This window comes from Hyphomonas oceanitis, from assembly GCF_036964545.1.
Taxonomy (GTDB): domain Bacteria; phylum Pseudomonadota; class Alphaproteobacteria; order Caulobacterales; family Hyphomonadaceae; genus Hyphomonas; species Hyphomonas oceanitis.
Genome location: NZ_JBALTL010000001.1, coordinates 302,947 through 324,811, shown reverse-complemented (window position 1 = coordinate 324,811; position 21,865 = coordinate 302,947). Strand labels below are relative to the sequence as shown.

At 63.0% G+C, this 21,865-nt stretch carries 22 protein-coding genes; 11 read left to right on the top strand and 11 right to left on the bottom strand.

Going from position 1 to position 21,865, the window contains the following annotated elements:
* Nucleotides 1-148: 148 nt before the first annotated feature.
* The 7 genes from V7651_RS01700 (at nt 149) to V7651_RS01670 (ending at nt 6,360) form a co-directional block, all read left to right on the top strand.
* A complete protein-coding gene (locus V7651_RS01700) occupies nt 149-862 on the top strand; it encodes a protein tyrosine phosphatase family protein (protein WP_035537389.1) in 714 nt (237 codons plus the stop codon).
* Nucleotides 863-926: 64 nt separating this feature from the next.
* Nucleotides 927-1,232 carry a hypothetical protein gene (locus V7651_RS01695; protein ID WP_051624651.1) on the top strand — a complete coding sequence of 102 codons (306 nt, stop codon included), beginning with the start codon at nt 927-929 and terminating at the stop codon, nt 1,230-1,232.
* A 125-nt stretch (nt 1,233-1,357) separates the two neighbouring features.
* On the top strand, nt 1,358-1,633 hold the full coding sequence (locus tag V7651_RS01690) for a hypothetical protein (RefSeq protein WP_035537507.1): 276 nt from the start codon (nt 1,358-1,360) through the stop codon (nt 1,631-1,633).
* A gap of 76 nt (nt 1,634-1,709) precedes the next feature.
* Nucleotides 1,710-2,096 (top strand): MAPEG family protein, encoded by a 387-nt coding sequence (locus V7651_RS01685; RefSeq protein ID WP_335611979.1) that lies wholly within the window; start codon nt 1,710-1,712, stop codon nt 2,094-2,096.
* Between the two features lie 44 nt (nt 2,097-2,140).
* Nucleotides 2,141-3,487 carry a TldD/PmbA family protein gene (locus V7651_RS01680; protein ID WP_335611978.1) on the top strand — a complete coding sequence of 449 codons (1,347 nt, stop codon included), beginning with the start codon at nt 2,141-2,143 and terminating at the stop codon, nt 3,485-3,487.
* A complete protein-coding gene (locus V7651_RS01675; RefSeq protein WP_335611977.1) occupies nt 3,474-4,598 on the top strand; it encodes an inositol monophosphatase family protein in 1,125 nt (374 codons plus the stop codon). The genes V7651_RS01680 and V7651_RS01675 overlap by 14 nt, the downstream gene beginning before the upstream one ends.
* A 34-nt stretch (nt 4,599-4,632) precedes the next feature.
* Nucleotides 4,633-6,360: an ABC transporter ATP-binding protein gene (locus V7651_RS01670; RefSeq protein WP_335611976.1), complete on the top strand. Its 1,728-nt coding sequence runs from the start codon at nt 4,633-4,635 to the stop codon at nt 6,358-6,360.
* On the opposite strand, the gene V7651_RS01665 is transcribed toward V7651_RS01670, so the two are convergent.
* The 7 genes from V7651_RS01665 to V7651_RS01635 form a co-directional block, all read right to left on the bottom strand.
* Nucleotides 6,361-7,029, bottom strand: a complete 669-nt coding sequence (locus V7651_RS01665) for a DsbA family oxidoreductase (RefSeq protein WP_335611975.1) — start codon at nt 7,027-7,029, stop codon at nt 6,361-6,363. It lies immediately after the preceding gene.
* A 65-nt stretch (nt 7,030-7,094) separates the two neighbouring features.
* The gene (locus tag V7651_RS01660) at nt 7,095-7,370 is read right to left on the bottom strand and encodes a metal-sensitive transcriptional regulator (protein ID WP_335611974.1); all 276 of its coding nucleotides are present in this window, start codon (nt 7,368-7,370) and stop codon (nt 7,095-7,097) included.
* Complete coding sequence (locus V7651_RS01655) at nt 7,367-7,534, bottom strand: hypothetical protein (protein ID WP_156950421.1); 168 nt, start codon at nt 7,532-7,534, stop codon at nt 7,367-7,369. The genes V7651_RS01660 and V7651_RS01655 overlap by 4 nt, the downstream gene beginning before the upstream one ends.
* Entirely contained in the window at nt 7,534-9,795 is a 2,262-nt protein-coding gene (locus tag V7651_RS01650) for a copper-transporting P-type ATPase (protein ID WP_335611973.1), read from the bottom strand. Before V7651_RS01650 ends, V7651_RS01655 begins: the two co-directional genes overlap by 1 nt.
* Nucleotides 9,796-9,865: 70 nt before the next feature.
* Nucleotides 9,866-10,957, bottom strand: a complete 1,092-nt coding sequence (locus tag V7651_RS01645; protein WP_335611972.1) for a sensor histidine kinase — start codon at nt 10,955-10,957, stop codon at nt 9,866-9,868.
* Nucleotides 10,958-11,150: 193 nt separating this feature from the next.
* Nucleotides 11,151-12,314: a 4-hydroxybenzoate octaprenyltransferase gene (gene ubiA, locus V7651_RS01640; protein WP_335611971.1), complete on the bottom strand. Its 1,164-nt coding sequence runs from the start codon at nt 12,312-12,314 to the stop codon at nt 11,151-11,153.
* Between the two features lie 64 nt (nt 12,315-12,378).
* A complete protein-coding gene (locus tag V7651_RS01635; RefSeq protein ID WP_335611970.1) occupies nt 12,379-13,389 on the bottom strand; it encodes an aldo/keto reductase in 1,011 nt (336 codons plus the stop codon).
* 555 nt (nt 13,390-13,944) lie between these two features.
* On the opposite strand from V7651_RS01635, the gene V7651_RS01630 reads away from it, so the two are divergent.
* Nucleotides 13,945-14,541, top strand: coding sequence for a hypothetical protein (locus V7651_RS01630; RefSeq protein WP_335611969.1), 597 nt, complete (start codon nt 13,945-13,947; stop codon nt 14,539-14,541).
* 315 nt (nt 14,542-14,856) lie between these two features.
* Here V7651_RS01630 and V7651_RS01625 read toward each other — a convergent pair whose 3' ends face one another.
* Nucleotides 14,857-16,230, bottom strand: a complete 1,374-nt coding sequence (locus V7651_RS01625) for an NAD-dependent succinate-semialdehyde dehydrogenase (protein WP_335611968.1) — start codon at nt 16,228-16,230, stop codon at nt 14,857-14,859.
* Nucleotides 16,231-16,290: 60 nt separating this feature from the next.
* Here V7651_RS01625 and V7651_RS01620 point away from each other — a divergent pair, with 60 nt between their 5' ends.
* Nucleotides 16,291-17,052, top strand: a complete 762-nt coding sequence (locus V7651_RS01620; protein ID WP_335611967.1) for a 16S rRNA (uracil(1498)-N(3))-methyltransferase — start codon at nt 16,291-16,293, stop codon at nt 17,050-17,052.
* Between the two features lie 6 nt (nt 17,053-17,058).
* Here V7651_RS01620 and V7651_RS01615 read toward each other — a convergent pair whose 3' ends face one another.
* Both V7651_RS01615 and V7651_RS01610 read right to left on the bottom strand, forming a co-directional pair.
* Nucleotides 17,059-17,508, bottom strand: coding sequence for a GNAT family N-acetyltransferase (locus tag V7651_RS01615; protein ID WP_335611966.1), 450 nt, complete (start codon nt 17,506-17,508; stop codon nt 17,059-17,061).
* 6 nt (nt 17,509-17,514) lie between these two features.
* On the bottom strand, nt 17,515-18,147 hold the full coding sequence (locus V7651_RS01610; protein ID WP_051624653.1) for a DUF6891 domain-containing protein: 633 nt from the start codon (nt 18,145-18,147) through the stop codon (nt 17,515-17,517).
* 103 nt (nt 18,148-18,250) lie between these two features.
* Between V7651_RS01610 and V7651_RS01605 the strand changes: the two genes are divergently transcribed.
* Together V7651_RS01605 and V7651_RS01600 are read left to right on the top strand one after the other, a co-directional pair.
* Nucleotides 18,251-19,630: a glutamate--cysteine ligase gene (locus tag V7651_RS01605; RefSeq protein ID WP_335611965.1), complete on the top strand. Its 1,380-nt coding sequence runs from the start codon at nt 18,251-18,253 to the stop codon at nt 19,628-19,630.
* A gap of 109 nt (nt 19,631-19,739) precedes the next feature.
* Entirely contained in the window at nt 19,740-21,338 is a 1,599-nt protein-coding gene (locus V7651_RS01600; protein WP_335611964.1) for a peptide MFS transporter, read from the top strand.
* A gap of 59 nt (nt 21,339-21,397) precedes the next feature.
* Here the strand turns inward: V7651_RS01600 and V7651_RS01595 are convergent, their stop codons facing one another.
* Complete coding sequence (locus tag V7651_RS01595) at nt 21,398-21,829, bottom strand: rhodanese-like domain-containing protein (RefSeq protein WP_084146215.1); 432 nt, start codon at nt 21,827-21,829, stop codon at nt 21,398-21,400.
* Between the last annotated feature and the right edge of the window lie 36 nt (nt 21,830-21,865).

Sequence of the window (21,865 nt, the reverse complement as noted above, 5' to 3'; positions counted from 1 at the left end):
TATCTTTCTCATTGTTTCACCGGCTCCAAATGTCCGGCCTCATTGGGTAGATGCAGCCAGATGCCCGTTTGGATGCAGGGGGCCTGGAAAAATGTCCTGCCGCCTTTGCTTGCAGCCAGCCGGGCACGCCTGTAATCGCGTGGGCAGCATGGTGAAACTGACGCCCAAAAAGAAGAAGCGCCCGCATGTGGCCGCTGATCTCGCGACCGTCGCAGGGCGCAAACGGGCACGGCGCGAGCTGATCTGGGGCGATCACGGCTTCCTGCGGGCCCGTTTCAGCAACCTGCACCAGATCGCGCCAGACATGTGGCGGGCCAACCAGCCCTCGCCCCGTCAGGTCGTTGAGCATGCCAAGGCACGCGGCATCAAGACGATCATCAACCTGCGCGGCCCCAGCACGAAGGGCTATTACCTGCTGGAGAAAGAGGCCTGCGAAGCGGCGGGCATCGCCCTCGTCGATTTCCAGGTCTTTTCCCGCGACACGCCCACGAAGGAAGCCATTTTCGGCGCACGCGACCTGTTCGCGCGCATCGAATATCCGGCCCTGATGCACTGCAAGTCCGGTGCGGACCGGGCGGGCATCATGTCGGTCCTGTATATGCTGCTGCACGAGAAGGTGCCGTTCGCGGAGGCGCGCCAGCAGCTCTCGTTCAAGTACCTGCACATCAAGCACGGCAAGACGGGCATGCTGGACGCCTTTTTCGATGCCTATGAGCGCTACAATGCCGGCCGCGCGCCTGAGGCCTGGAAGCCTTTCCTCGACTGGGTGGAGGAGGATTATGACCGGATGGCCGTGAAGACTGAATTCCTTGAGAATTTTGGCGCCAAGGTCCAGGTCGACAAGATACTTGGCCGGGAATAGGCGCTTTCCCTAACCCGAGATTCATGGTCAGTTCCGCGATCAACCTGACCATGGAGCCGCCGGAATGCGCCACCTTCTCCTTTCGATTTCTGCCCTCGCGCTGCTCGGCGCCTGTAGCGGCGGCGACAACAAGGCCATCGTGAAGACGTGCGCGTCTGAAGGCGAAGCGGTCGAGACCTGCACCTGCATTGCCGATGCGATGGAAGCCAAGCTAGACCCGGACCTGTTCAAGCGTACGGCGCAGGCCATCGGCCGTGAAAAGCGCGACGTGGAGAACTTTGTGACGTCCCTGACGACAGCGGAACAGCTACAGTTCGCGTCGGTCGTGAATGACATGTTCACCTGCAAACTTGCCCCGCCAAAGGACTAGCCCGGCCTGCCTGACGGGGTGCATTCGGACACCGTTCGGGCCCTGACATTCGTTTCTCGCGTGTAATCGCGTGACGCGAGGCCGCAAAAAGCCTAGATTCTGCCTGCAACACAGAGGGGATGCCCATGAAGTTTCTGATCATCAACAGTTTCCGCATCATGGTCTACGTGGCCTATATCGCGATCATCGTCGGGGGCATCGCGCTCGGCCTCTACCAGAAGGGCGTATTCAGCAATGAAATGTTCGGCCTGACGGGCGGTCTTTCCCAAGTGGCAGACTTCGTCATCTTCACAGCCGGCGGCTGGATCGCTGCCAGCCTTGTCTGCGGCCTGATCGTCACGCTGATGGACATCCGCGACGACATCAACGACCGCCTGCCAGACGCACGCCGCGACGACTGAGCCGGATTTCGGGATGGGACAAATGATAAATGCCGCTGGACTGTTCCGGCGGCATTTTTTCTTGGAGGAATAGGACATGCCACCATTGGAAGCCGCAGCCGTTTATATCGGCATCAATATCCTGCTGCTGATCTATCTATCATCGCGCGTGGTTTTCATGCGTCGTTCCGCGCAGATATCCGTCGGTCATGGCGGGAATGTGGAGCTGGAATTGCGCACGCGCGCACATGGCAATGCCACCGAGTACATCCCGGCCATGATGGTGGGCCTCGTAACGGCGGCCTATATGGGCATCCCGGTGCTATGGATCCACGTTCTGGGCGGCACGTTCACATTTGGCCGCATCCTTCATGCCGTTGGCCTGTCGGGCAATATCCTGCCCGCGCGCGCCTTCGGCATGGTGCTCACATGGATCGCCATGATCGGGATCGCACTCATGCTGATTTATCACGGCCTTGCCTGATTTGAGCGGTTGCGCGGCCCCGCGCGGCGGTCCATCTAGCGCTCATGGCTGAATTCAAGACCCCGCCGGCCGACTTGCTCGCCGGCCTTATCGACCAGTGCCTCAAGGCAGGCGCCGACGCTGCAGACGCCCGTATCGGGGCCGCTGAAGGCGTCAGCGTCTCCGTCCGGGATGGCAAGCTGGAAAGCATTGAACGCGAAGAGAGCACATCCGTGTCGCTGCGGGCCTTTTACGGCAAGCGGCAGGCGCATGTGTCCGGCTCTGATCTCTCCACCGAAGGCCTGCATGCCCTGGCCACACGCTGCGCCGCCATGGCCCGCGCCGTGCCGGAGGACAAGTATTGCGGCCTGCCGGATACGAGCGAGCTTGCGACAGGCGCCCTGGACATGGACCTGAGTGGCGAGCCGGAACTGTCGCCTGAGACACTCGAACACGAATCCCTCGCGGCAGAGGCTGCCGCCTTGGCCGTCAAAGGCATCAAGACGGTCGCCGGTTGCGGCGCATCGTGGAACCGTTCCAGCCGCTGGGTTGCGGCCAGTAACGGCTTCTTCGCCTACAAGACAGGCTCCAGTACCAGCCTCGGCCTCGCCTCCGTCGCCGAGAAAGATGGCGCCATGGAGCGCGACTATGAGAGCTGGTCCGTGCGGCATACCGCTGACCGCCCGACTGCCGAAGCCATCGGCCGCACGGCTGGCGAGCGCACGATTGCCCGCCTTGGCGCGCGCAAACTTGGCACGCAGAAGGCCGCAGTCCTCTATGACCGCCGCGTCTCGTCCGGCCTGCTTGGCGCCCTGATGAGCGCCATTTCCGGGCCCTCCATCGCGCGCGGTGTCAGCTTCCTGAAAGAGGCCATGGGGACGCAGGTTTTTGCCAAGGGCGTCAACATCATCGACGACCCGTTCCGGCCGATGGGCATGGGCTCGCGCAGCCATGATGGCGAAGGCCTGCCTGTGAAGGAGACTTACCTGATCGAGGATGGCCGCCTCACTGAATGGCTGCTCAATGGTCCGTCAGCCCGCCAGCTTGGCCTGAAGCCCAATGGCTTTTCCGCCCTCGGCTTTGGCGATCCACCGGGCGTGACGACATCGAACCTCTACCTTCAGCCGGGCGAGAAAACGCCCGCCGAGCTGATGGCGCAGGCCGGCAAGGGCCTGCTCGTTACCGACATGTTCGGCCCGTCGATCAACCCGAACACCGGCGACTATTCGGTCGGCGTCGCCGGGTTCTGGTTCGAGAATGGCGAGATTGCCTATCCGGTCTCCGAAGTGACGATCGCTGGCGACTTGCCGGCCATCTTCGCGCGTCTCATTCCGGCTTCCGACCTCGAGTTCCGGGGCACGCGCGATGCGCCGAGCATCCTCGTCGAGGACATGAGCCTTGCCGGCAGCTGAACGCACGCTGATTGAAGACCTGGTCACGCTGCGCAGCCTCGCCATCGAGGCTGGCCAACTGGCGCTGTCATACACGCTCGAAGGCCAGTCCGCACGCGCCTGGGAGAAGACCGGCGGCAGCCCGGTCACCGAAGCCGATCTCGCGGTCAACCGGCTCTGCGCCGAACGGCTGATCACGGCGCGGCCTGACTATGGATGGTTGTCGGAAGAGACGCTGGACAATCGCGAAGCCCGCCAGAAGGACCGCTGCTGGGTTGTCGACCCGATCGACGGCACGCGCGCCTATATGCGCGGCGACCCGAACTGGTGCGTCGGCCTCGCTATCGTGGAAGAGGGCAGGGCGGTCGCTGGCGTGCTTTACGCGCCGATGCTGGGACAGCTTTACGAGGCCCGGAAAGGTGCGGGCGCCTATCTCAATGGCGACCTGTTGCGCGTTTCCGAATGCCAGACCGAGGCGGGCTGCCGCCTGATCGCAGCCGAGGAAATGCTGAACTACAAGGGCTGGCCGGAGCCGTGGCCAGCCGTCACCGTGCCCCGCCCGAAACCCAATTCCACACTGTTGCGCATGGCCTTTGTGGCCTCCGGCGCCTGGGATGCGACGCTCGTGCTCTCCAACAAGTCCGACTGGGATCTTGCGGCCGGGACTGTGCTGGTTGAGGAGGCCGGGGGTCTTGCAACCACGCACAAGGGTGAGGAATTGCAGTTCAATCAGGCCATTCCGGCACAGCGCAGCATTATCGCATCTGGAAAACACCTGCATCCTCTGTTAGTGCGCCGGTCAGGATTTGTGGATATACAGGATCCGCAGACAAAGGTGGCCAAGGCCGCACCAACCGCCAAAATGGAGCCAGTCAAAATGGGCGACGCCCCTAAAGCCGAGAAACAGCTTCTTCACATCGTGTTCGGCGGTGAACTGAAGGATGTGAAAGAGGTCGAGTTCGAAGATCTCTCGCAAGTGGACTTTGTTGGTGCCTTCGCCAGCTACAAGGACGCCTATGACGCCTGGAAGGCCGCCGCCCACCGCACTGTGGACAGCGCCGAGACGCGCTACTTCATTCTGCACGCCCACCGCCTGCTCGACCCCGAGACAGGGGAACACCATCACGTCTGATCCGGCCAAACCGGCGCGCCCCACCGGCGCCCTGATGCGACTGGCCCGCGAGCGCTTTGCCACGCACTGGCGCTGGTTCGTGGCTGGAACGCTATGTGCCGCGCTCACATCCATTGCGGCAGCCTCCTATGGCTACCTGCTGAAACTGGTCGTCGAAGGGCTCGAGGCCCTTGCCGGGCCTGACAAGGTCGAGGTGCCAACGTCGCTCTGGTGGCTGATCGCAATTATTGGCGTCGCGGCCGTGGTCCGCTCGCTCGCGCTCTATGGCATGACCATCTTCAACAATACCGGCGTTCAGCGCGCTGTCGTCGACATTCAGGCGGACCAGTTCGGTGCGCTGACGGATGGTGATTTTGCCCGCATCGCAGCGGAGGCATCCGGCGGCTTCGTCTCGCGCTTCATCAATGACGTGAATGCCCTGCGCGACGCGGGCCTGCGCATCGCCAACAATTTGACCAAGGGCATACTGACGGTCATCGGCGTTTTTATCACAATGCTGGTCATGGACTGGAAGCTCACGCTCGTCCTGCTCGTCATCTATCCCATCGCCTTCGCGCCGGTGCTTGCGCTCGGCAACCGGGTGCGCAAGCGCTCGCGTCAATCGCAACGCCAGATCGGCGAGGTCACGTCGCTGCTGGGTGAGGCGTTTCAGTCCGCCCGTGTGGTGAAAGCGTATGGCCTTGAGGATTACCAGAAGGCCCGCGCCGAACGCGGCTTCGTTGAGCGCTCGCGCTTGTTCCTCAAAGTGCTGACAGACCGCGCCGCCGTGGACCCCATTCTCGAAATAACTGGCGGTCTCGCGCTTGTCGGCATTCTCGCGCTGACAGCCTGGCGCATTGCGCAAGGCGACACGTCGCTCGGCAATTTCGTCGGCATTGTTGGCGCCATCGCCGTTGCCGCGCCGGAGCTACGCGCGCTCGGCACACTGAACTCCGTGGCGCAGGAAGGCGGCGCCGCCGCTGACCGCGTGTTCGAGATTACCGATGCCGCGCCCGAGATTGCCGATGCGCCCGGAGCCCAGCCTATCGGCTTTGTCACCGGCACCGTCGCTTTCGACAATGTCCGCTTCGCCTATCCCGATGGCACAGAGGCCCTCAAGGGACTCAGCTTCACCGCCAATCCCGGCGAGACGATTGCGCTTGTCGGCCCGTCCGGTGCAGGCAAGTCGACGGTCTTCAACCTGCTCCTGCGCCTATATGATCCGACCGGCGGCGTCGTTTCCGTAGACGGAACGAATGTGCGCGACATTACGGGTGCGAGCCTGCGCTCCAATATGGGCCTGGTCGCGCAAGATGCGGCCCTGTTCGACGACACGATCCGCGCCAATATCGCGCTGGGCCGCCTCGGTGCCAGCGAAGCCGATATTGAGGCTGCGGCCCGCGCCGCCAATGCGCATGATTTTATCCTCGCGCTACCGGGCGGCTATGATGCTCCGGCCGGCGAGATGGGGCGTAATCTTTCCGGCGGCCAGCGCCAGCGCATTGCGCTCGCCCGCGCTATTATCCGCGCCGCGCCGATCCTGCTGCTGGACGAAGCCACATCCGCCCTCGATGCCGAAAGCGAAGCCAAGGTTCAGGAAGCCCTCGCCGGGTTCGCCAAGGGCCGCACGACGCTGATCATCGCTCATCGCCTGTCGACCGTCCGCGCCGTCGACCGCATCATCGTGATGGAAGATGGCCGCGCCGTCGAAGACGGCAGCCATGGCGTTCTGATGGAGAAGAATGGCGCCTATCGCCGCCTTGTGGACCTGCAGCTCAGCTGATCAGCCCGCCGGGCGTTCCTCTGGCAACTGCGACGCTGCATGCTTCAGGAACCGTGCCAGCTTCTCCGCGCTCTCTGCGCCCTGCACGGCGACGGCGCGGTTGGCGATATAGGTCGGCACGCCGCTGACGCCCATCTGGCGGAAAGCCTCGGCTTCAGCGCGCACATTGTCGACATCGGCATCGCTTTTCAGCAGGTCGGCCACGATGGCCGCGTCGAGATCGATGTCGCGGGCGATATCAACCAGAACCTCATGGTCGCCAATGTCGCGCCCATCCTCGAAGAAGGCCTTGAACAGCGCTTCCTTGGCCTCGGCGCCCTTGTTCTGGCCCTGAGCCCAACGTACGACGCGGTGCGCATCGAAACTGTTCGGGCGGCGGGTGATCTTGTCGAAATGATAGGGGATGCCTTCGGCCTCGCCATAATCGACCAGCGCTTGCCGCATGGTGCCGGAGCGCTCACGGCTTTCATCGGAGCCGCCGAACTTCTCTTTCATGTATTCCTTATAGTCGACGCCCGCGGAAGGGATGGTCGGGTCCAGCTCAAAGGGCCGGAATACGAGTTGAACATCGACCTCGGGCGCGAGCTTGCGCGCTTCCTCGATCCTGCGAAGACCCAGCCAGCACCACGGGCAGACCAGATCGGAAACCATTTCTACAACAACTGTCATGCGCTCAACCTAAGTGCCCCATGGCCGGCACGCAACCGGCGCAAGAATATGTGATCGATGGGGTCTTACTTCTTCCGCCCGCCCAGCACGGCCACCAGCTCTTCCACCTTTTCTCGCCGCGCATCCATGTCGTCGCCCTTCAGGGCGTGGTCCACGCAGGTTGCGATGTGATCATCCAGGATAACGCCCTCCAGCGCGGCCAGCGCCGCCTTGATAGCCTGCACCTGCCGCACGACATCGATACAATAGCGATCTTCGGTGACCATTTTTGCCACGCCGCGCACCTGTCCCTCGATGCGCGCCAGGCGTTTGGCGGCGGCGTCTCTCGTTTCCGGTTTCATGCCGATGTGTCCTTCGTCTGCGAGCCCGCAGTATCGTCTTCGTCACCGGACTTTGAAAGATGGAAATGTTCGAAAGCGAAAATGCCCGCGCCGATCATCACGCCGGTGCCCATGGCAACTGCGCCCGGCAGTGTCAGGCTGTTCTTTTCGTATGAAGCGCCCATCAGAGTTTCAATGCGCGTAGGCGCAGCGCGTTCCCGATCACCGATACGGACGAGAGGCTCATCGCTGCCGCCGCAATCATCGGGCTCAGCAACAGGCCGAAGAAAGGATAGAGCACGCCCGCCGCCAGTGGTACGCCAAGCGTGTTGTAGATGAAGGCGAAGAACAGGTTCTGACGGATGTTGCGCATTGTTGCGTGGCTGAGATTGATCGCCTTGGCGATGCCGGCCATATCGCCCTTCACGAGCGTGACGCTGGCGCTTTCCATGGCGACATCCGTGCCGGTGCCCATCGCAATGCCGACATTGGCCTGCGCCAGCGCCGGGGCATCATTGATGCCATCGCCCGCCATGGCGACGACCGCGCCCGCCTCCTGCAGCTCACGGATGATGCGGTTCTTGTCTTCCGGTGACACATTCGCGCGGACATCGTCAATGCCGACCTGCAGGGCGACGGCCTTGGCCGTTGCTTCGCTGTCGCCGGTCAGCATGACGACTTTCAGGCCCTGCTTGTGCAGTTGCGCGATGGCGTCTTTCGTTGTCGCCTTGATCGGGTCGGCCACGCCGATCAGGCCCGCCGCCTTGCCGTTTACGGCGACGAACATGACGGTCTGGCCTTCCTGCCTGTAAGTCTCGGCCGCCTCGGCGCGCGCTTCATCAAAGCCGCCGACGCGGCGCATCATCTTGGCATTGCCGATGGCGACGGACTTGCCGCCGACGTCGCCTTGCGCGCCTTCGCCGGTTACGGATTCAAAATCACTTGCCTGCGGAATTGCGATCCCGCGATCTTTTGTGCCCTGAACAATCGCTGCCGCCAGCGGGTGTTCGCTCGCACCCTCGACTGCGGCGACCAGCGCCAGCAGGCCAGCTTCATCCCAGCCCTCCGCCGGCTCCACCGTCACCAGTTTTGGCTTGCCTTCGGTCAGCGTGCCCGTCTTGTCGACCACCACAGTGCCGACCTTTTCCAGTGTCTCCAGCGCTTCGGCATTGCGGATCAGGATGCCGTTCTGTGCGCCCTTGCCGGTGCCCACCATGATCGACATGGGCGTGGCGAGGCCGAGCGCACAGGGGCAGGCAATGATCAGAACCGCAACGGCATTCACCAGCGCAAAGGCCAGCGCCGGGTCCGGTCCGAACACAGCCCACACAATGAAGGTCAGCGCGGCAGTGGCGACCACGGCCGGCACGAACCAGGCCGCCACGGCGTCAGCCAACCGCTGGATCGGCGCGCGCGAGCGCTGCGCTTCCGACACCATGCGCACGATCTGCGCCAGAACGGTGTCGTTGCCGACGCGCGTGGCTGTCATCACAATCGTGCCTGTTGTGTTGACCGTCCCGCCTGTCACGCTGTCGCCAGCTGCCTTGGCCACTGGCACGGGCTCGCCCGTCACCATGGACTCGTCGATGCTGGACTTACCTTCGACGACGTCTCCGTCCACCGGCACTTTCTCGCCGGGGCGGATGCGCAGCCGGTCGCCGGATTTTACATCCTCAAGATCAACGTCCTCCTCGCTGCCATCTTCGCGGATGATGCGCGCTGTTGGCGGCGTCAGCTGCAGCAGCGCCCTTATCGCGCCGGAGGTTGCACTGCGCGCCTTCAGTTCCAGAACCTGTCCCAACAGGACCAGCGCCGTGATCACTGCCGCTGCCTCGTAATAGACATGCACCTGGCCATCGTGCCCACGGAAACTGTCCGGAAAAATGCCTGGCGCCACGGTCGCGACGAGGCTGAACAGGAAAGCCGTGCCGGTGCCCAGCGCAATCAGCGTGAACATATTCGGGTTCATGGTTTTGACTGACCGCCAGCCGCGCACGAAGAAAGGCGCTGCGCCCCACAGCACGACAGGTGCCGCCAGCGCTAGTTGGATCCACGGGGCCCAGCCCGCCGGAATGAGTCCGTGCAGCGGTTGTCCGGGGATCATGTCGCTCATTGCGTAGACGAACAGGGGCAGGGCAAAGGCCGTGCTGATCCAGAACCGGCGCGTCATGTCGTCGAGTTCGCTCGTATCTTCCTCAAGCGTCGCTGTTTCCGGTTCCAGCGCCATGCCGCAGATCGGACAGCCGGTGTTTGACGTCTCGCGCACTTGCGGATGCATAGGACAGATCCACACCGTGCCGGAATAATTGTCCGGCACATGGTCATAGGCGCTGTCGTTCTTGTCCGGCTTGCTGCTGCCATGGCAGCACGCCTGCGCAGCCTCGGCTTTGGCCGGCGCGCCGTGATCGTGATGGCTGTGATCGTGGGAAGACGTGTCTGTCGTCATGGGTGCGCACTCCGATACCGGTGTTCACACGCCTATATGATACCCCTGAGGGGTATATGCAAGCCTGTCCTCAGCGTGACAGGAACACCAGCTTGATTTCATAACCCTTTGGCGAGGCATTGCGTTCCAGCGTACCGCCCAGCTGAGAGGCCGCCGCATCGACGAGCCGCTGGCCGAGCCCCTCAACGGCAGAATTGTGCCGTGGGCCGGCAGCATTGCCAGCGCCATTGTCCATTGCTCTCAGCGTGACGTGGCCATCCTCTTCGCGCTGCAGCGAAATCTCGATGTCTCCCGGGCGTCCGTCAGCAAAGCCATGCTTGATCGAATTGGCGACGAATTCGCTGACGATCATGCCCAGCGAAGAGGCATCGGACGAGTTCAGGTCCAGCGTAGCAATGTCGCCGCGTATTTTCACATTCTCCGGCGCAGAGCCCTGCAGCAGGTCCAGCACGCGCGGCAGGAACACACCGATCTGCACGGTCTGCAGGTCGCTGGCTTCATGCAGCTGCTCATGCAGCAGCGATATGGCGTTCACCTTGCGCTCCACCGCGTCAAAGGCCTCGAAGCTCTCTTCGCTCGCGCGGGCCCTATAGAGGTGGATTAGCGAGGCAACCGACTGCAGCGAGTTCTTCACCCGGTGGTCCATTTCCCGGCGCAGGATCATCTGGTCGCGCAGGGCAACGCGCAGGTCCAGTTCGCGCATTACCTGGCGGGCCAGCGTGCGCAGCGCGCCCTTCTGGAAATCATTCAGCTCATGTGGCGCATCGTGCAGCACGCAGAGTGTGCCAATGGGCAGGCCCTCGGGCGACTTCAGCAGCGCGCCCGCATAGAAGCGCAGCCCACCATCCGCCACGCAAAGCGGATTGTCCTGCGTGCGCGGGTCGGCATGCGTATCGGTAATCTCCACGAAATCATCGCTGAGGATGACGTGCGAGCAGATGGAGGTCTCCAGCGGCGTCTCGCGCACGCCAAGGCCGACTTCGGCCTTGAACCACTGGCGGTCCTCATCGATCAGGTTCACCACGGAAATGCTGGTGCCGCAAATGGTTGCCGCCAGCGCGACAATCTCATCGAACTCGGCCTCACGCGCCGTATCCAGAATCTCGTAGCGGTGCAGCGCTTCCAGACGTTCAGCCTGCCGGGGGTGGGGGGCAGCCCGCATGCTCGTTATTCCCTCAAACAGTCTGTCGACGCGCAATGGCCAACAAAAAAACAGCCGCCAACCGGTAGGGCAGACCCACCGAACGGTCAACAGAGCAACACGGTTAACAAGTCCCGGACTTTTCAGTGGTTTTTTGCGCGATCCGCAGGCGCATAAGGCGATCTGGCGCCGTCAGTCGCAACCGGGCTGACGGCTATTCTGCCTCTGGTGTGGCAGACGGAACATCGTCGGGCTCAGCCACCGGCACACCTTCCTTTTCCAGCGCGCGGAGAACATCGCTGGCCATCCATGTCTTCGTGCGCGGCATATGATGTTCGCGTTTCAGCTCCAGCCCGAAGGGCAGGGCCACTTTTTCCGGCGGCCCGGCGCGTACCACTTCATGCTCGGCAAACAGCGTACGCGGCTTCGGCGTCGGCAGCATGGCCGCCAGCGTGAACCCGGCGACGAGTATCGCGCCAGCCCAGACATTCGCCTTGAACACGGCCAGCGCGTCATTCTCCTGGCTGCGCTTCAGCCGTACGGCCTGCCACAGGCCATGTCCGAGGAAAGCCAGCGCCGTCACGGCGCCCGCCCGCACGGATCCATTGATCACCGCCGCCAGCGCGACAAGCGCTGCCGCGCCCATGTGGAAGCAGAAGCTCACCAGAACCGCCCGCTTGCCGAACAGGCGCGCGGTCGAGCGCACGCCGATCAGGGCATCGTCTTCCCGGTCCTGCAGCGCATAGATCGTGTCATAGGCAATCGTCCACAGGACGAGGCCTGCATAGAGAATGAATACCGGCACGGAGAGGCTTCCCGCGGTCGCCGCGCCCACCAGGACGCCCCAGTTGAAGGTCAGCCCCAGCCACGCCTGCGGCCACCATGTCACCCGCTTCATGAACGGGTACGCCGCCACCAGCGGAATGGCCGCCAGCGCCACCAGTTTCGCATCGCCCGGCAGGCAGGCCCACACGGCCAAACCAATCGCCAGCTGCACGCCCATGAAGACAAACGCCTCGCGCAGCGTCACCGCGCCGGAGGGCAGCGGACGCAGCGCCGTGCGCGCCACCTGCGCGTCAAAGTCCCGGTCGGTAATGTCGTTCCATGTGCAGCCCGCCCCGCGCATGGCCACCGCCCCCAGCAGGAACAGCGGCACCCAGAACAGGTCCACGAGGTAAAGCCCCGTGCGCATCCGCACGAAGGCAAGGCCGATCAGGCAGGGCAGGTAGAGCAGCCAGATGCCGACAGGCCGGTCGAGCCGCGCCAGCATGGCATAGGGCTGCATCCAGTCCGGCAGAATCGCCAGCACGCCGGGCAGGGCGCTGTCAGCCGGAATGGCCCGCGTCTCGGGCTTGCCATGTGTGTCGGTCTCGGTCATCGGGCGGCTTATACAGCGAATTGGGCGGTTTCACAGCCTTGCGCACGTTTCGCGCGAAATCGCCTCAGGCCTCGGTCTCGAACGCATATTGCTCGGTGTCGACGCTCGCCTGTGCCATCGCGTTATAGCGCGGGCCTTTCACGGCTTCCGGCTGGAACACATTGTCCAGCAGGGCCATCTGGTCTGCGCTCAGCACCAGTTCCGCCGCCTTGAAATTGTCGCGCAGATGTTTGCGATTGGTGGTGCCGGGGATCGGCACACAGTCCGGCTCCTTCACCAGCGTCCAGGCAATTGCCAGCTGCGATGTCGTCACGCCCAAATCGCCCGCCATCTCCTGCGCCTGTTTCAGCAAAGGCAGGTTCTCGGTCCAGTAGGGCTCGGTCCAGCGCGGGAAAATGCGGCGCATGTCGGCCTCGTGATAATCCTTCGGCGCCGGTGGATTGTCGGCGAGGTATCCGCGTCCGACTGGCGAGAAGGGCACGAAGGTCACACCGAGTTCCTTGCAGGCATCCAGCACGGCGATCTCCGGGTTGCGCGTCAGCAGCGAGTATTCAGATTGCATCGCCGTTACAGGATGCACCGCATGCGCCCGGCGCAGCAGGCCCGCGCCCATTTCCGACAGGCCCACCATGCGGATCTTGCCCTCGGTCACGAGGTCCGCCATCGCGCCCATCGAGTCTTCAATCGGCACGTTCGGGTCTGGCCGGTGCATGTAGTAAAGGTCGATCGTCTCGCGCTGCAGCCGCTTCAGGCTCGCCTCGCAGGCCGCCTTGATGCTCTCCGGCCGCGCGTCCAGCTTCCGCTTGCCATCCTCGAACAGCATCACGCATTTGCTCGCCTGCACGAACTCGCCCTGACGATCCTTCAGCGCCTTGCCGATCAGCGTCTCGTTCTTGCCGAAGCCATAGATCGTCGCCGTGTCGAGGAAATCATAGCCCATATCGAGCGCCTCATTCAGCAGCGCCGCAGCCTCCGCCTCGTCCGATGGCGGCCCGTATCCATGATGCAGGTTCATGCACCCAAGCCCCACGGGATAAACGGTCTCAGGCCCCAGCTTGCGCGGTGTAATGCTCATGATGCGTGCTCTCTGCTGATGTGGTTTCACGGCCAGCCTAACGGCCCATGCCGCATTAGGCCAGTCTCACGACAGGCCCACATAAGTTGCAGTCGAAGAACTGAACCTAGCCCCGCGCGCACCCCTCTCCCCTGGGAGAGGGGCCGGGGGTGAGGGGTCCCTTACTCTCCGCAAACACCGCTCTCGCAGCGACGCCATCACCCCTCATCCCCAACCCTTCTCCCAAGGGAGAAGGGGGCGCGCTGAAGGTATCCCCGGCCGAGCGCAAACCTCCCTAAGGGGCTCATCCTGAGCGAAGCCTGTCCTCGCGAAGGCGGGAATCGAAACACGCGCCCCATGCGGCGAGAGCCGCAAGCCCGCGCCCGCCCTTCAGCGTCGCTCAGGGTGAGCGCTTCTCTCGCACCATCCCCCCCACCGCAGTCCCGGCGAAAGCCGGGACCTCAGGCAATTTAAGAAAGTTTTCACCCGCGAGAGACCCCGGCTTTCGCCGGGGATGCGGACGAGATTTCCTCCACCTTATCCAACCCTAATCCCGCCCGGCCTATACTGGCCGCCATGATAAACACCTCCGCCTTCGTCACCCATGGCATCGCCCACGTGCACCGCGCGCTGGCGACCGTCGGCGTGATGACGCGCGCGCACCTCAACCCCACTACACTGAAACGAACCCTCGCCCAGCGCGCCCGTGCCGAACTTGCCCGCCTCGAGATCATCATCCGGCGCCTGCTCACTTTGATGGCCCTCGCTCTCGTGCTGCCGCCGGTCCCTGTCCGGGCATCGTCCGGGCATCATTCGGATACCGAGCGCGTTGAAACGAAAGCCTCAACCGGGCTGCAAGGCCTGTCGCCACGCTGCCTGGGGCCGGACATGGACAGCGACGGCTTGGCCACAACGACACGCGCTTGCGGTCCCGTCCAAGCCGCCCCAATCCTCGCCCGCCTCGCGGCGCTGCAGGAATTACTCGCCGCCCCCGAAGCCCACGCCAGACGCCTCGCCCGCACCCTCGAGCGCCAGCGCAAAGCCGGCGAAGCGGCACCAATGGCACTTCCCATGACACGCACCCACCGCCTACCGCCAGAGCTTGGCGCCATCGCCACGGCCCTGCCGGAACTCCTCCGCAACGCGTTCAAAAGCTGGGAAAGCTCGGGCTGAATCCAACACTCAATCAGACCCCTTTGCCGGGCGCTGAGAGGCGTTTCCGGTCACACCCACGTCCCCAAATCGCACACCCAACTCTCCCCCCGATGGCCCCTGCGCAGGCAGGGGCCCATGGACTGGCCGCGCCTCACAGCGCTTGGGGAAAGTCCGGTCCATGGATACCTGCCTCCGCAGGTATCCGCGGGAGGTGAGTGGGGCTCTCAAAGGGGGGCATCCCCCACACCCGTGCTCCCGGCGAACGCCGGGACCTCAGGCAATTGAAGAAAGGCAAGAGACCCCGGCTTTCGCCGGGGATATGGATAAACAACCTCAGCTCACCGAAACAGTCTTCCGGTTCACGAACGCCTTGATGCCATCCGCCGCGAGTTCGCGGCCATAGCCCGATTGCTTGACGCCGCCAAAGGGCAGGCGCGGGTCTGAGGCGACCAGTGCGTTCACGAAAGTCGAGCCCGCCTGCAGGTCGCGGACGGCTTCCTCGATCTCGGCTTCGTCCTGCGTAAAGATCGCCGAGCCGAGCCCGAAATCGCTGTGATTGGCCTTCAGGATCGCTTCCGGCAGGCTATCGACGCGCCAGAGATTGGCACCCGGGCCAAACATTTCCTCGTCCGATCCCGGCGTGCCGCGCGGCGCTTCGGAGAGCACTTGCGGCGCAAACCACCAGCCCTTGTCATCCACATCGGCCGGTTTGCTGATCAGCTGCGCGCCACCTTTCAGTGTCGCGTCCACCTGGCTCGCCAACTCGTCGCGGATCGCCTTGGTCGCCAGCGGTCCGATATCCGTCGTGTCCAGCATCGGGTCGCCGACCCGAAGGGCCTCGACCTGTTTCACGAAGTCCCTTGTGAAGGCGTCATAAATATCGGCGTGCACAAAGAAGCGTTTCGCCGCGATGCAGGACTGGCCATTATTCTTGTTGCGCGACTTCACCGCCGTCTCGACCGCCTTGGCAATATCAGCCGACGGCATGACGATGAAGGCATCCGAGCCGCCAAGCTCCAGCAGCGATGGCTTCAACTCCTCGCCCGCAATGCTGGCAACGCTGCGCCCGGCAGGGCCCGATCCGGTCAGCGTCACGGCTTTCACGCGCGAGTCGCGGATCACGCCTTCAATCGCTTTCGATCCGATCAGCAGCGTCTGGAAACAGCCCTCCGGAAAGCCCGCCTCGCGGAACACTTTCTCGATGTTCAGCGCCGAGCCCCAGACATTGGACGCATGCTTCAACAGGCCGACATTGCCCGCCATCAGCGTCGGCGCGGCAAAGCGGAAGACCTGCCAGAACGGGTAATTCCAGGGCATCACGGCCAGAACCGGGCCAATGGGCAGGTTGCGGACATAGGATCGCTTCGCCTCGGTCTCGATCGTCTCGTCTTTCAGATAAGCCTCTGCATGATCCGCATAGTGGCGGCAGACAAGCGCGCATTTCTCGACCTCGGCGATTGCCTCGCGCAGGGGCTTGCCCATTTCCATTGTCATCGTTCGCGCAAAGGCATCCTTGCGGGCGTCGAGAATGTCGGCGGCCTTGTGCATCAGGCGCGAGCGTTCGGTGAAGCTGGACAGGCGCCAGGTCTGGAACCGGTCGTCGGCCCGCTCGATGGCGGCATCGACATTGGCGCTGCCATGCGGCGTAAAGGTCTGCAGCACATCTCCGGTTGCTGGGTTGATCGATGTGACAACAGGCTTACTCATGAGACAGTCCTTCGGCTTAACTTCAATTCTATATAGGCATATAGACCCCGGATGAGTTCCATGCCTCGCCTATTCGTGAACAGTGATCTTGTCGCAGGCACGCCCTTCGAGCTCGACGAGGAGCAGGCGAAATACCTGACCCGCGTCATGCGGCTGGGGGTCGGAGATGCCGCCCGCGTCTTCAACGGTCGCGACGGCGAATGGCGCGCGGAAATCAGCGCCGTCGCGGGCCGACGCGCCGAGATGACCCCAGCCGAGCAGCTGCGTCAGCAGCCGGCACAGGGCGGGGCGCCACTGACTCTCCTCTTTGCGCCGGTCAAGAAATCCGAGACCGACTTCATCGTCGAGAAAGCCACCGAACTGGGCGCCGGCTTCATCCAGCCTGTCATTACCGAGCGCACCCAATCCCGGACCGTGCGCCTCGACCGGTTCGAGAAAATCGCGCTGGAAGCCTCTGAGCAGACCGAGCGTCTGGACATTCCGCTCCTCGCGGATGCCCTTGGCCTCGATGCAGCGCTCGAGTCCCTGCCGGAAGGGACAGCGCTGATCTTCTGTGATGAAGCAGGCGATGAGGCAGATGCTCCCTGGGGTGGCCAGTCAGGCCGTGCCCAGCCGATGGCGCAGGTGCTGGAGGGCCTCAAAGGGCAGGCGGCGGCTATCCTGATTGGTCCCGAAGGGGGCTTCAGCCCTGCTGAGCGGGGATTCCTGCGTGCCCGCGAAGGGACCCATCCTGTCAGCCTCGGTCCGCGCATATTGCGCGCCGAAACCGCCGCTGTGGCCGCGATGACGCTATGGCAGGCCATGTGCGGTGATTGGACCTAGCGGCGTCTAGGTGCGCACATATTTGATGAAGGGCGTTTTGTGGCCGATACGGTCGTACAGCTGGCGCGCAACGGCATTGAATTCCTGCGTCGTCCAGTAGACCGACGCCGCGCCATGGGCATCGGCCGCCTCGTATACCGCCTCGATCAGCGCCCGGCCGATACCTTTGCCGCGCACATCAGGATCGGCATAGAGGTCCTGCAGGTAGCAGGTGTCGCCGATTTCCCAATTCGTGCGGTGGAAGAGGTAGTGCGCGATGCCCACCGCCTGTCCATCTAGCATCGCGATCAGGCCGCGATACTCATTCGGCGCCCCTGAGAGCATGCGTTTGAAACTGGATTCGTAAACCGCTTCATGCCGCTCGGTCTCATAGAAGACGAGATAGGCTTTCCAGAGTCGGCGCCACTCGGCTTCGTCCGAAGCCAGCAGAGGCCGGATCACGAGCGCCTCTGACATGCGTGTCTAGAAAGACCAACGCTTCAGCGGCGTCGGCACGCCGTCCACCCAGCGCCGTTTCCAGTCGAGCACGACGCCGACCCGGTGGTCGATCTTGCCATCCCAATGCGGCTTGAGGCCTACGGCGACCAGAAGGTCGAACAATTCCTGCGCGATCGCGATATGGGCCGCGTCATGCTCGGAATGGGCTGCGCCATAGCTGAAATAGAGCCCGTGGCCCTCCACGGCGCTTTCCGTGTCCTGCTGGTGGAAGAAAACGTAACCGCGTGCCACATGGCCGAGGGCCTCATAATCCTCGATTTCGGCACCGATCTCGGCAGCCCCGCAATTACCGCAGCAGGTGAAGTTGGCCCGCGCGACGACGCCATTGTCTTCCAGCGTATCCATGGCCAGCTCGAGCCGGTCATAATCGGTCAGCACCGGCCAGGAATCCTGCTCATCGACCAGCGTCTGCGCAGCCGCAATAAGGGCGTTGCGCACTTCGATCCGGCGGTCGCGCTCTGACATGGGCGTGTCGAAGTCTTCGGTGAGTTCGAAGAGAATTTCCTCGATCTCATCGGCTTCTTCATAGCCTCCGCGGACGTGGATTCTGGCCCACATCTTCAGGTCGTCGCGCTCGTCTGCCTTCAGCTTGGTCACTTCAGCCCCTTAGACTCTCTCTACAAAGGATAGAATAACCCGGTTGGCGTTGGGATGAAACATACCTATGTGCACTTCCATCGCCGATTTATGGGAGGCCGAGATGACCACACCGACCGCGGACATCGACGAGACCTCCGCACGTATCGAATCCAAGACCGAATTGGTTGCCTATCTTGACGCAGGGTCAAAGCCCCGTGCGGACTGGCGCATCGGCACCGAGCACGAGAAATTCGGCTTCACCACGGCTGACCTGAGGCCGCTGCCTTATGAGGGCAAGGCCTCTATTTTGGCCATGCTGGAAGGCCTGCGCGACACGTTCGGCTGGGAGCCTATCGTCGAAGGCGGTCACCTGATCGGCCTCAAAAAGGACGGCGCGAGCGTCTCGCTGGAGCCCGGCGGCCAGTTTGAACTGTCAGGAGCGCCGCTGGAAACGATCCACCAGACCTGTAACGAGGTCGGCAGCCACTTGGCCGAAGTGCGCCAGATTGCGCAGCCGCTCGGCATCGCCTTCCTTGGCACGGGCGCGAGCCCGCTGTGGAGCCTCGCCGAGACGCCCGTGATGCCGAAGGGCCGCTACCGCATCATGACGGAATACATGGACAAGGTTGGCCGCCTCGGCCGCCAGATGATGTTCCGCACCTGCACCGTGCAGACCAATCTCGATTTCGGCTCGGAAGCCGACATGGTGAAGAAATTCCGCGTCTCGCTGGCGCTTCAGCCACTCGGCACGGCACTGTTCGCCAACTCGCCCTTCCTTGACGGCCGCCCCAATGGCTTCCTCTCCTACCGGTCGCAGATCTGGACCGACACCGACCCGGACCGGACGGGCATGCTGCCTTTCGTGTTCGATCAGGGATTCGGCTTTGAGCAATATGTCGACTATGCGCTGGATGTGCCGATGTATTTCGTGCGCCGTCAGGGCAAGTATCTCGACGCGTCGGGCCTGAGCTTCCGTGATTTCATGGCGGGCAAACTGCCCATACTGCCGGGCGAACTGCCCGCGATGGGGGACTTCGAGGACCATCTATCGACGATTTTCCCGGAAGTGCGGCTGAAGCGCTTCCTTGAAATGCGTGGGTCCGATGCCGGCCCATGGAGCCGACTCTGCGCCTTCTCTGCCTTCTGGACGGGGCTGCTCTATTGCGACCAATGCCTCGATGCGGCTTGGGATCTGGTCAAGGACTGGACCGATGCCGAGCGCGAATCCATGCGTCAGGGCGTTCGCACGCTTGGCCTGCGCACGCCGATTCCCGGCGGCGGCTCGATGCAGGATCTCGCCAAACAGGTGCTGGAACTCGCGCGGCAGGGCCTGCGCAACCGGGCGAACCTCTCCACATCAGGTGATGACGAGACGGGCTACCTCACGGAACTTGATGAGATCGCCAAGACCGGCCTCACACCAGCTGATCGCCTTATCGCCCGTTATCACGGTCCCTGGAACCGCGACGTGCGCCCTATTTTCACAGAAGAGGCCTATTAGGGGCACGACTTTCCCTCTCAGCTTCCCGAAAAAGCAGAAAATACCTTGAGCCATGCGCCAGAGCAGGCTCAATATGCGAAATTCAGGGAAGCTGACGGGAGAGCGCTGCGTGACAGACAATTCGATTGCCGACGGGCAGACATACGACAAGACATTTCTGGGGCATCCGAGGGGACTTTACGTCCTCTTCTTCACCGAGATGTGGGAGCGTTTCTCCTATTACGGCATGCGGGCCCTGCTGGTCCTCTACCTGACCAAGCATTTCCTGTTCGACCGTGAAGCGGCTTACGGCCTCTACGGCGCCTATACGACGCTCGTCTATATCACGCCGGTGATCGGCGGCTTCCTCGCGGACAGGTATCTCGGCGCCCGAAAGGCCGTCACCATTGGGGCGATCTTCCTCGTGCTTGGCCACCTCGGCATGGCGATCGAGGGCGATCCCGTTGCGGCCGGTGAGACGGCCGATCCCGGGGTGCTGAACATCTTTTATCTCAGCCTTGCGCTGATCATCGTGGGCGTCGGCTTTCTGAAGGCCAACATCTCCACGATTGTCGGTTCGCTCTATCCCAAGACGGATGCGCGGCGCGATTCCGCCTTCACCATCTTCTATGTCGGTATCAACACAGGCGCCTTCCTCGGCGCATTGATCGCCGGCTATCTCGGCGAAGTCTATGGCTGGGCCTATGGATTTGGCGCGGCGGGCATCGGCATGTTGCTGGGTCTTGTCGTGTTCGTCTGGGGCAAGCCTGCCCTCAAAGGGGCAGGGGAGCCGAGCAATCCTGCGCTGCTGACAGACAAGATCATCGGTCCGCTCAGCCGCGAACACACGATCTGGGCTGGCGCGCTTGTGACCACGCTGATCGTCTGGTTCCTTGTGCGCAGCCAAGGCGCGGTCAACCTTCTGCTTCTCGCCTCCATGATCGTGACCTACCTGTTTATCGTCTGGCGCGCGGTGGCAAAGCTCAATCCGCACCAACGGAACCGGATCATCGTGGCGCTTGTGCTTATCTCGACGAACGTCCTGTTCTGGGGCCTGTTCGAGCAGGCAGGTTCCTCGCTGAACATCTTCACGGATGAGCATGTCGACCGGAACCTGTTGGGCTGGGAAGTGCCGGCTTCGATGTTCCAGTCGATCAATGCGCTTTACATCATGACGCTCGGTCCGGTTTTCGCCGGGCTCTGGATATGGCTCAGCAAGAAGGGCTGGGAGCCTAGCGCCCCCATGAAGTTCGCCCTGGCGCTGATGCAGCTCGGTCTCGGCTTCCTTGTGCTGGTCTTCGGTGCTGCCGGTGACGGCCTGACGCCGGTCATCTTCATCTTCCTGATCTACCTGCTGCACACGACGGGCGAACTCTGCATGAGCCCGGTCGGCCTGTCGGCCATGACGCGCCTTTCGGTGACCTCGATGGTCGGTCTGATGATGGGCGCGTGGTTCCTGGCATCAGGTGCCGGTAACGCTGTTGCAGCCCTGATTGCGCAGGCGACGGCCTCCGGCGGTGAAGGTGTCGGGCAGGTGCTCGACGTTTATTCAAAGGTCGGCTGGTTTGCTATCGGCGTCGGCGTGCTGTTCGCGGTCGCCTCGCCCTTCCTGACAAAGATGATGCATCTCGCGACGCTCGAGGCAGACGATCTTTCTGAAGACGTCGGCACGGTGGATACGGGTGGATCGAACACCGATCCGGGCGCACCGGACAAGACCCTCGGCTAACAGCCAGACAAAACAAAAGGGCGGCCCGCAAAGGCCGCCCTTTTTTAAGTTCGATGTGCCTATCGGTCCGGCGGGTTGAACGGGTCGGTCGGCAGGCCGCGCTTGATCCAGCCGTCGCCCGCGCCGAGGTGGCCAGCCATCCCTTCGGTCACGTTGAACACGTGGCCAAAGCCTTCAGCGGCCAGTCTCTGCGCCGCCGAGGTCGACCGCGTGCCAGACTTGCAGATTACGGCGACGGGCTGGTCGAGATCACCGAGTACGGCGCCGCGCGCCCGGGCCACAAAATCCGTGTCCTGGAGGGTGGCACCCACGCTATCGCGCGGCATGCCGGTCATCGCCCATTCCGATGGCGTGCGCACGTCGATCAGCACAAGCTCGCCCTTCTGGGACATCTTGTAGGCTGTATCGGCCGCCAGGGTCTCAACATCTGCCATGGCCACACTGCCAAGGCTCATCGCCCCACAAGCCAATGCAAGGAATCGCAGTCTCATTACCGTATCTCACCCTCTACGCCGCGGCCGGGATGC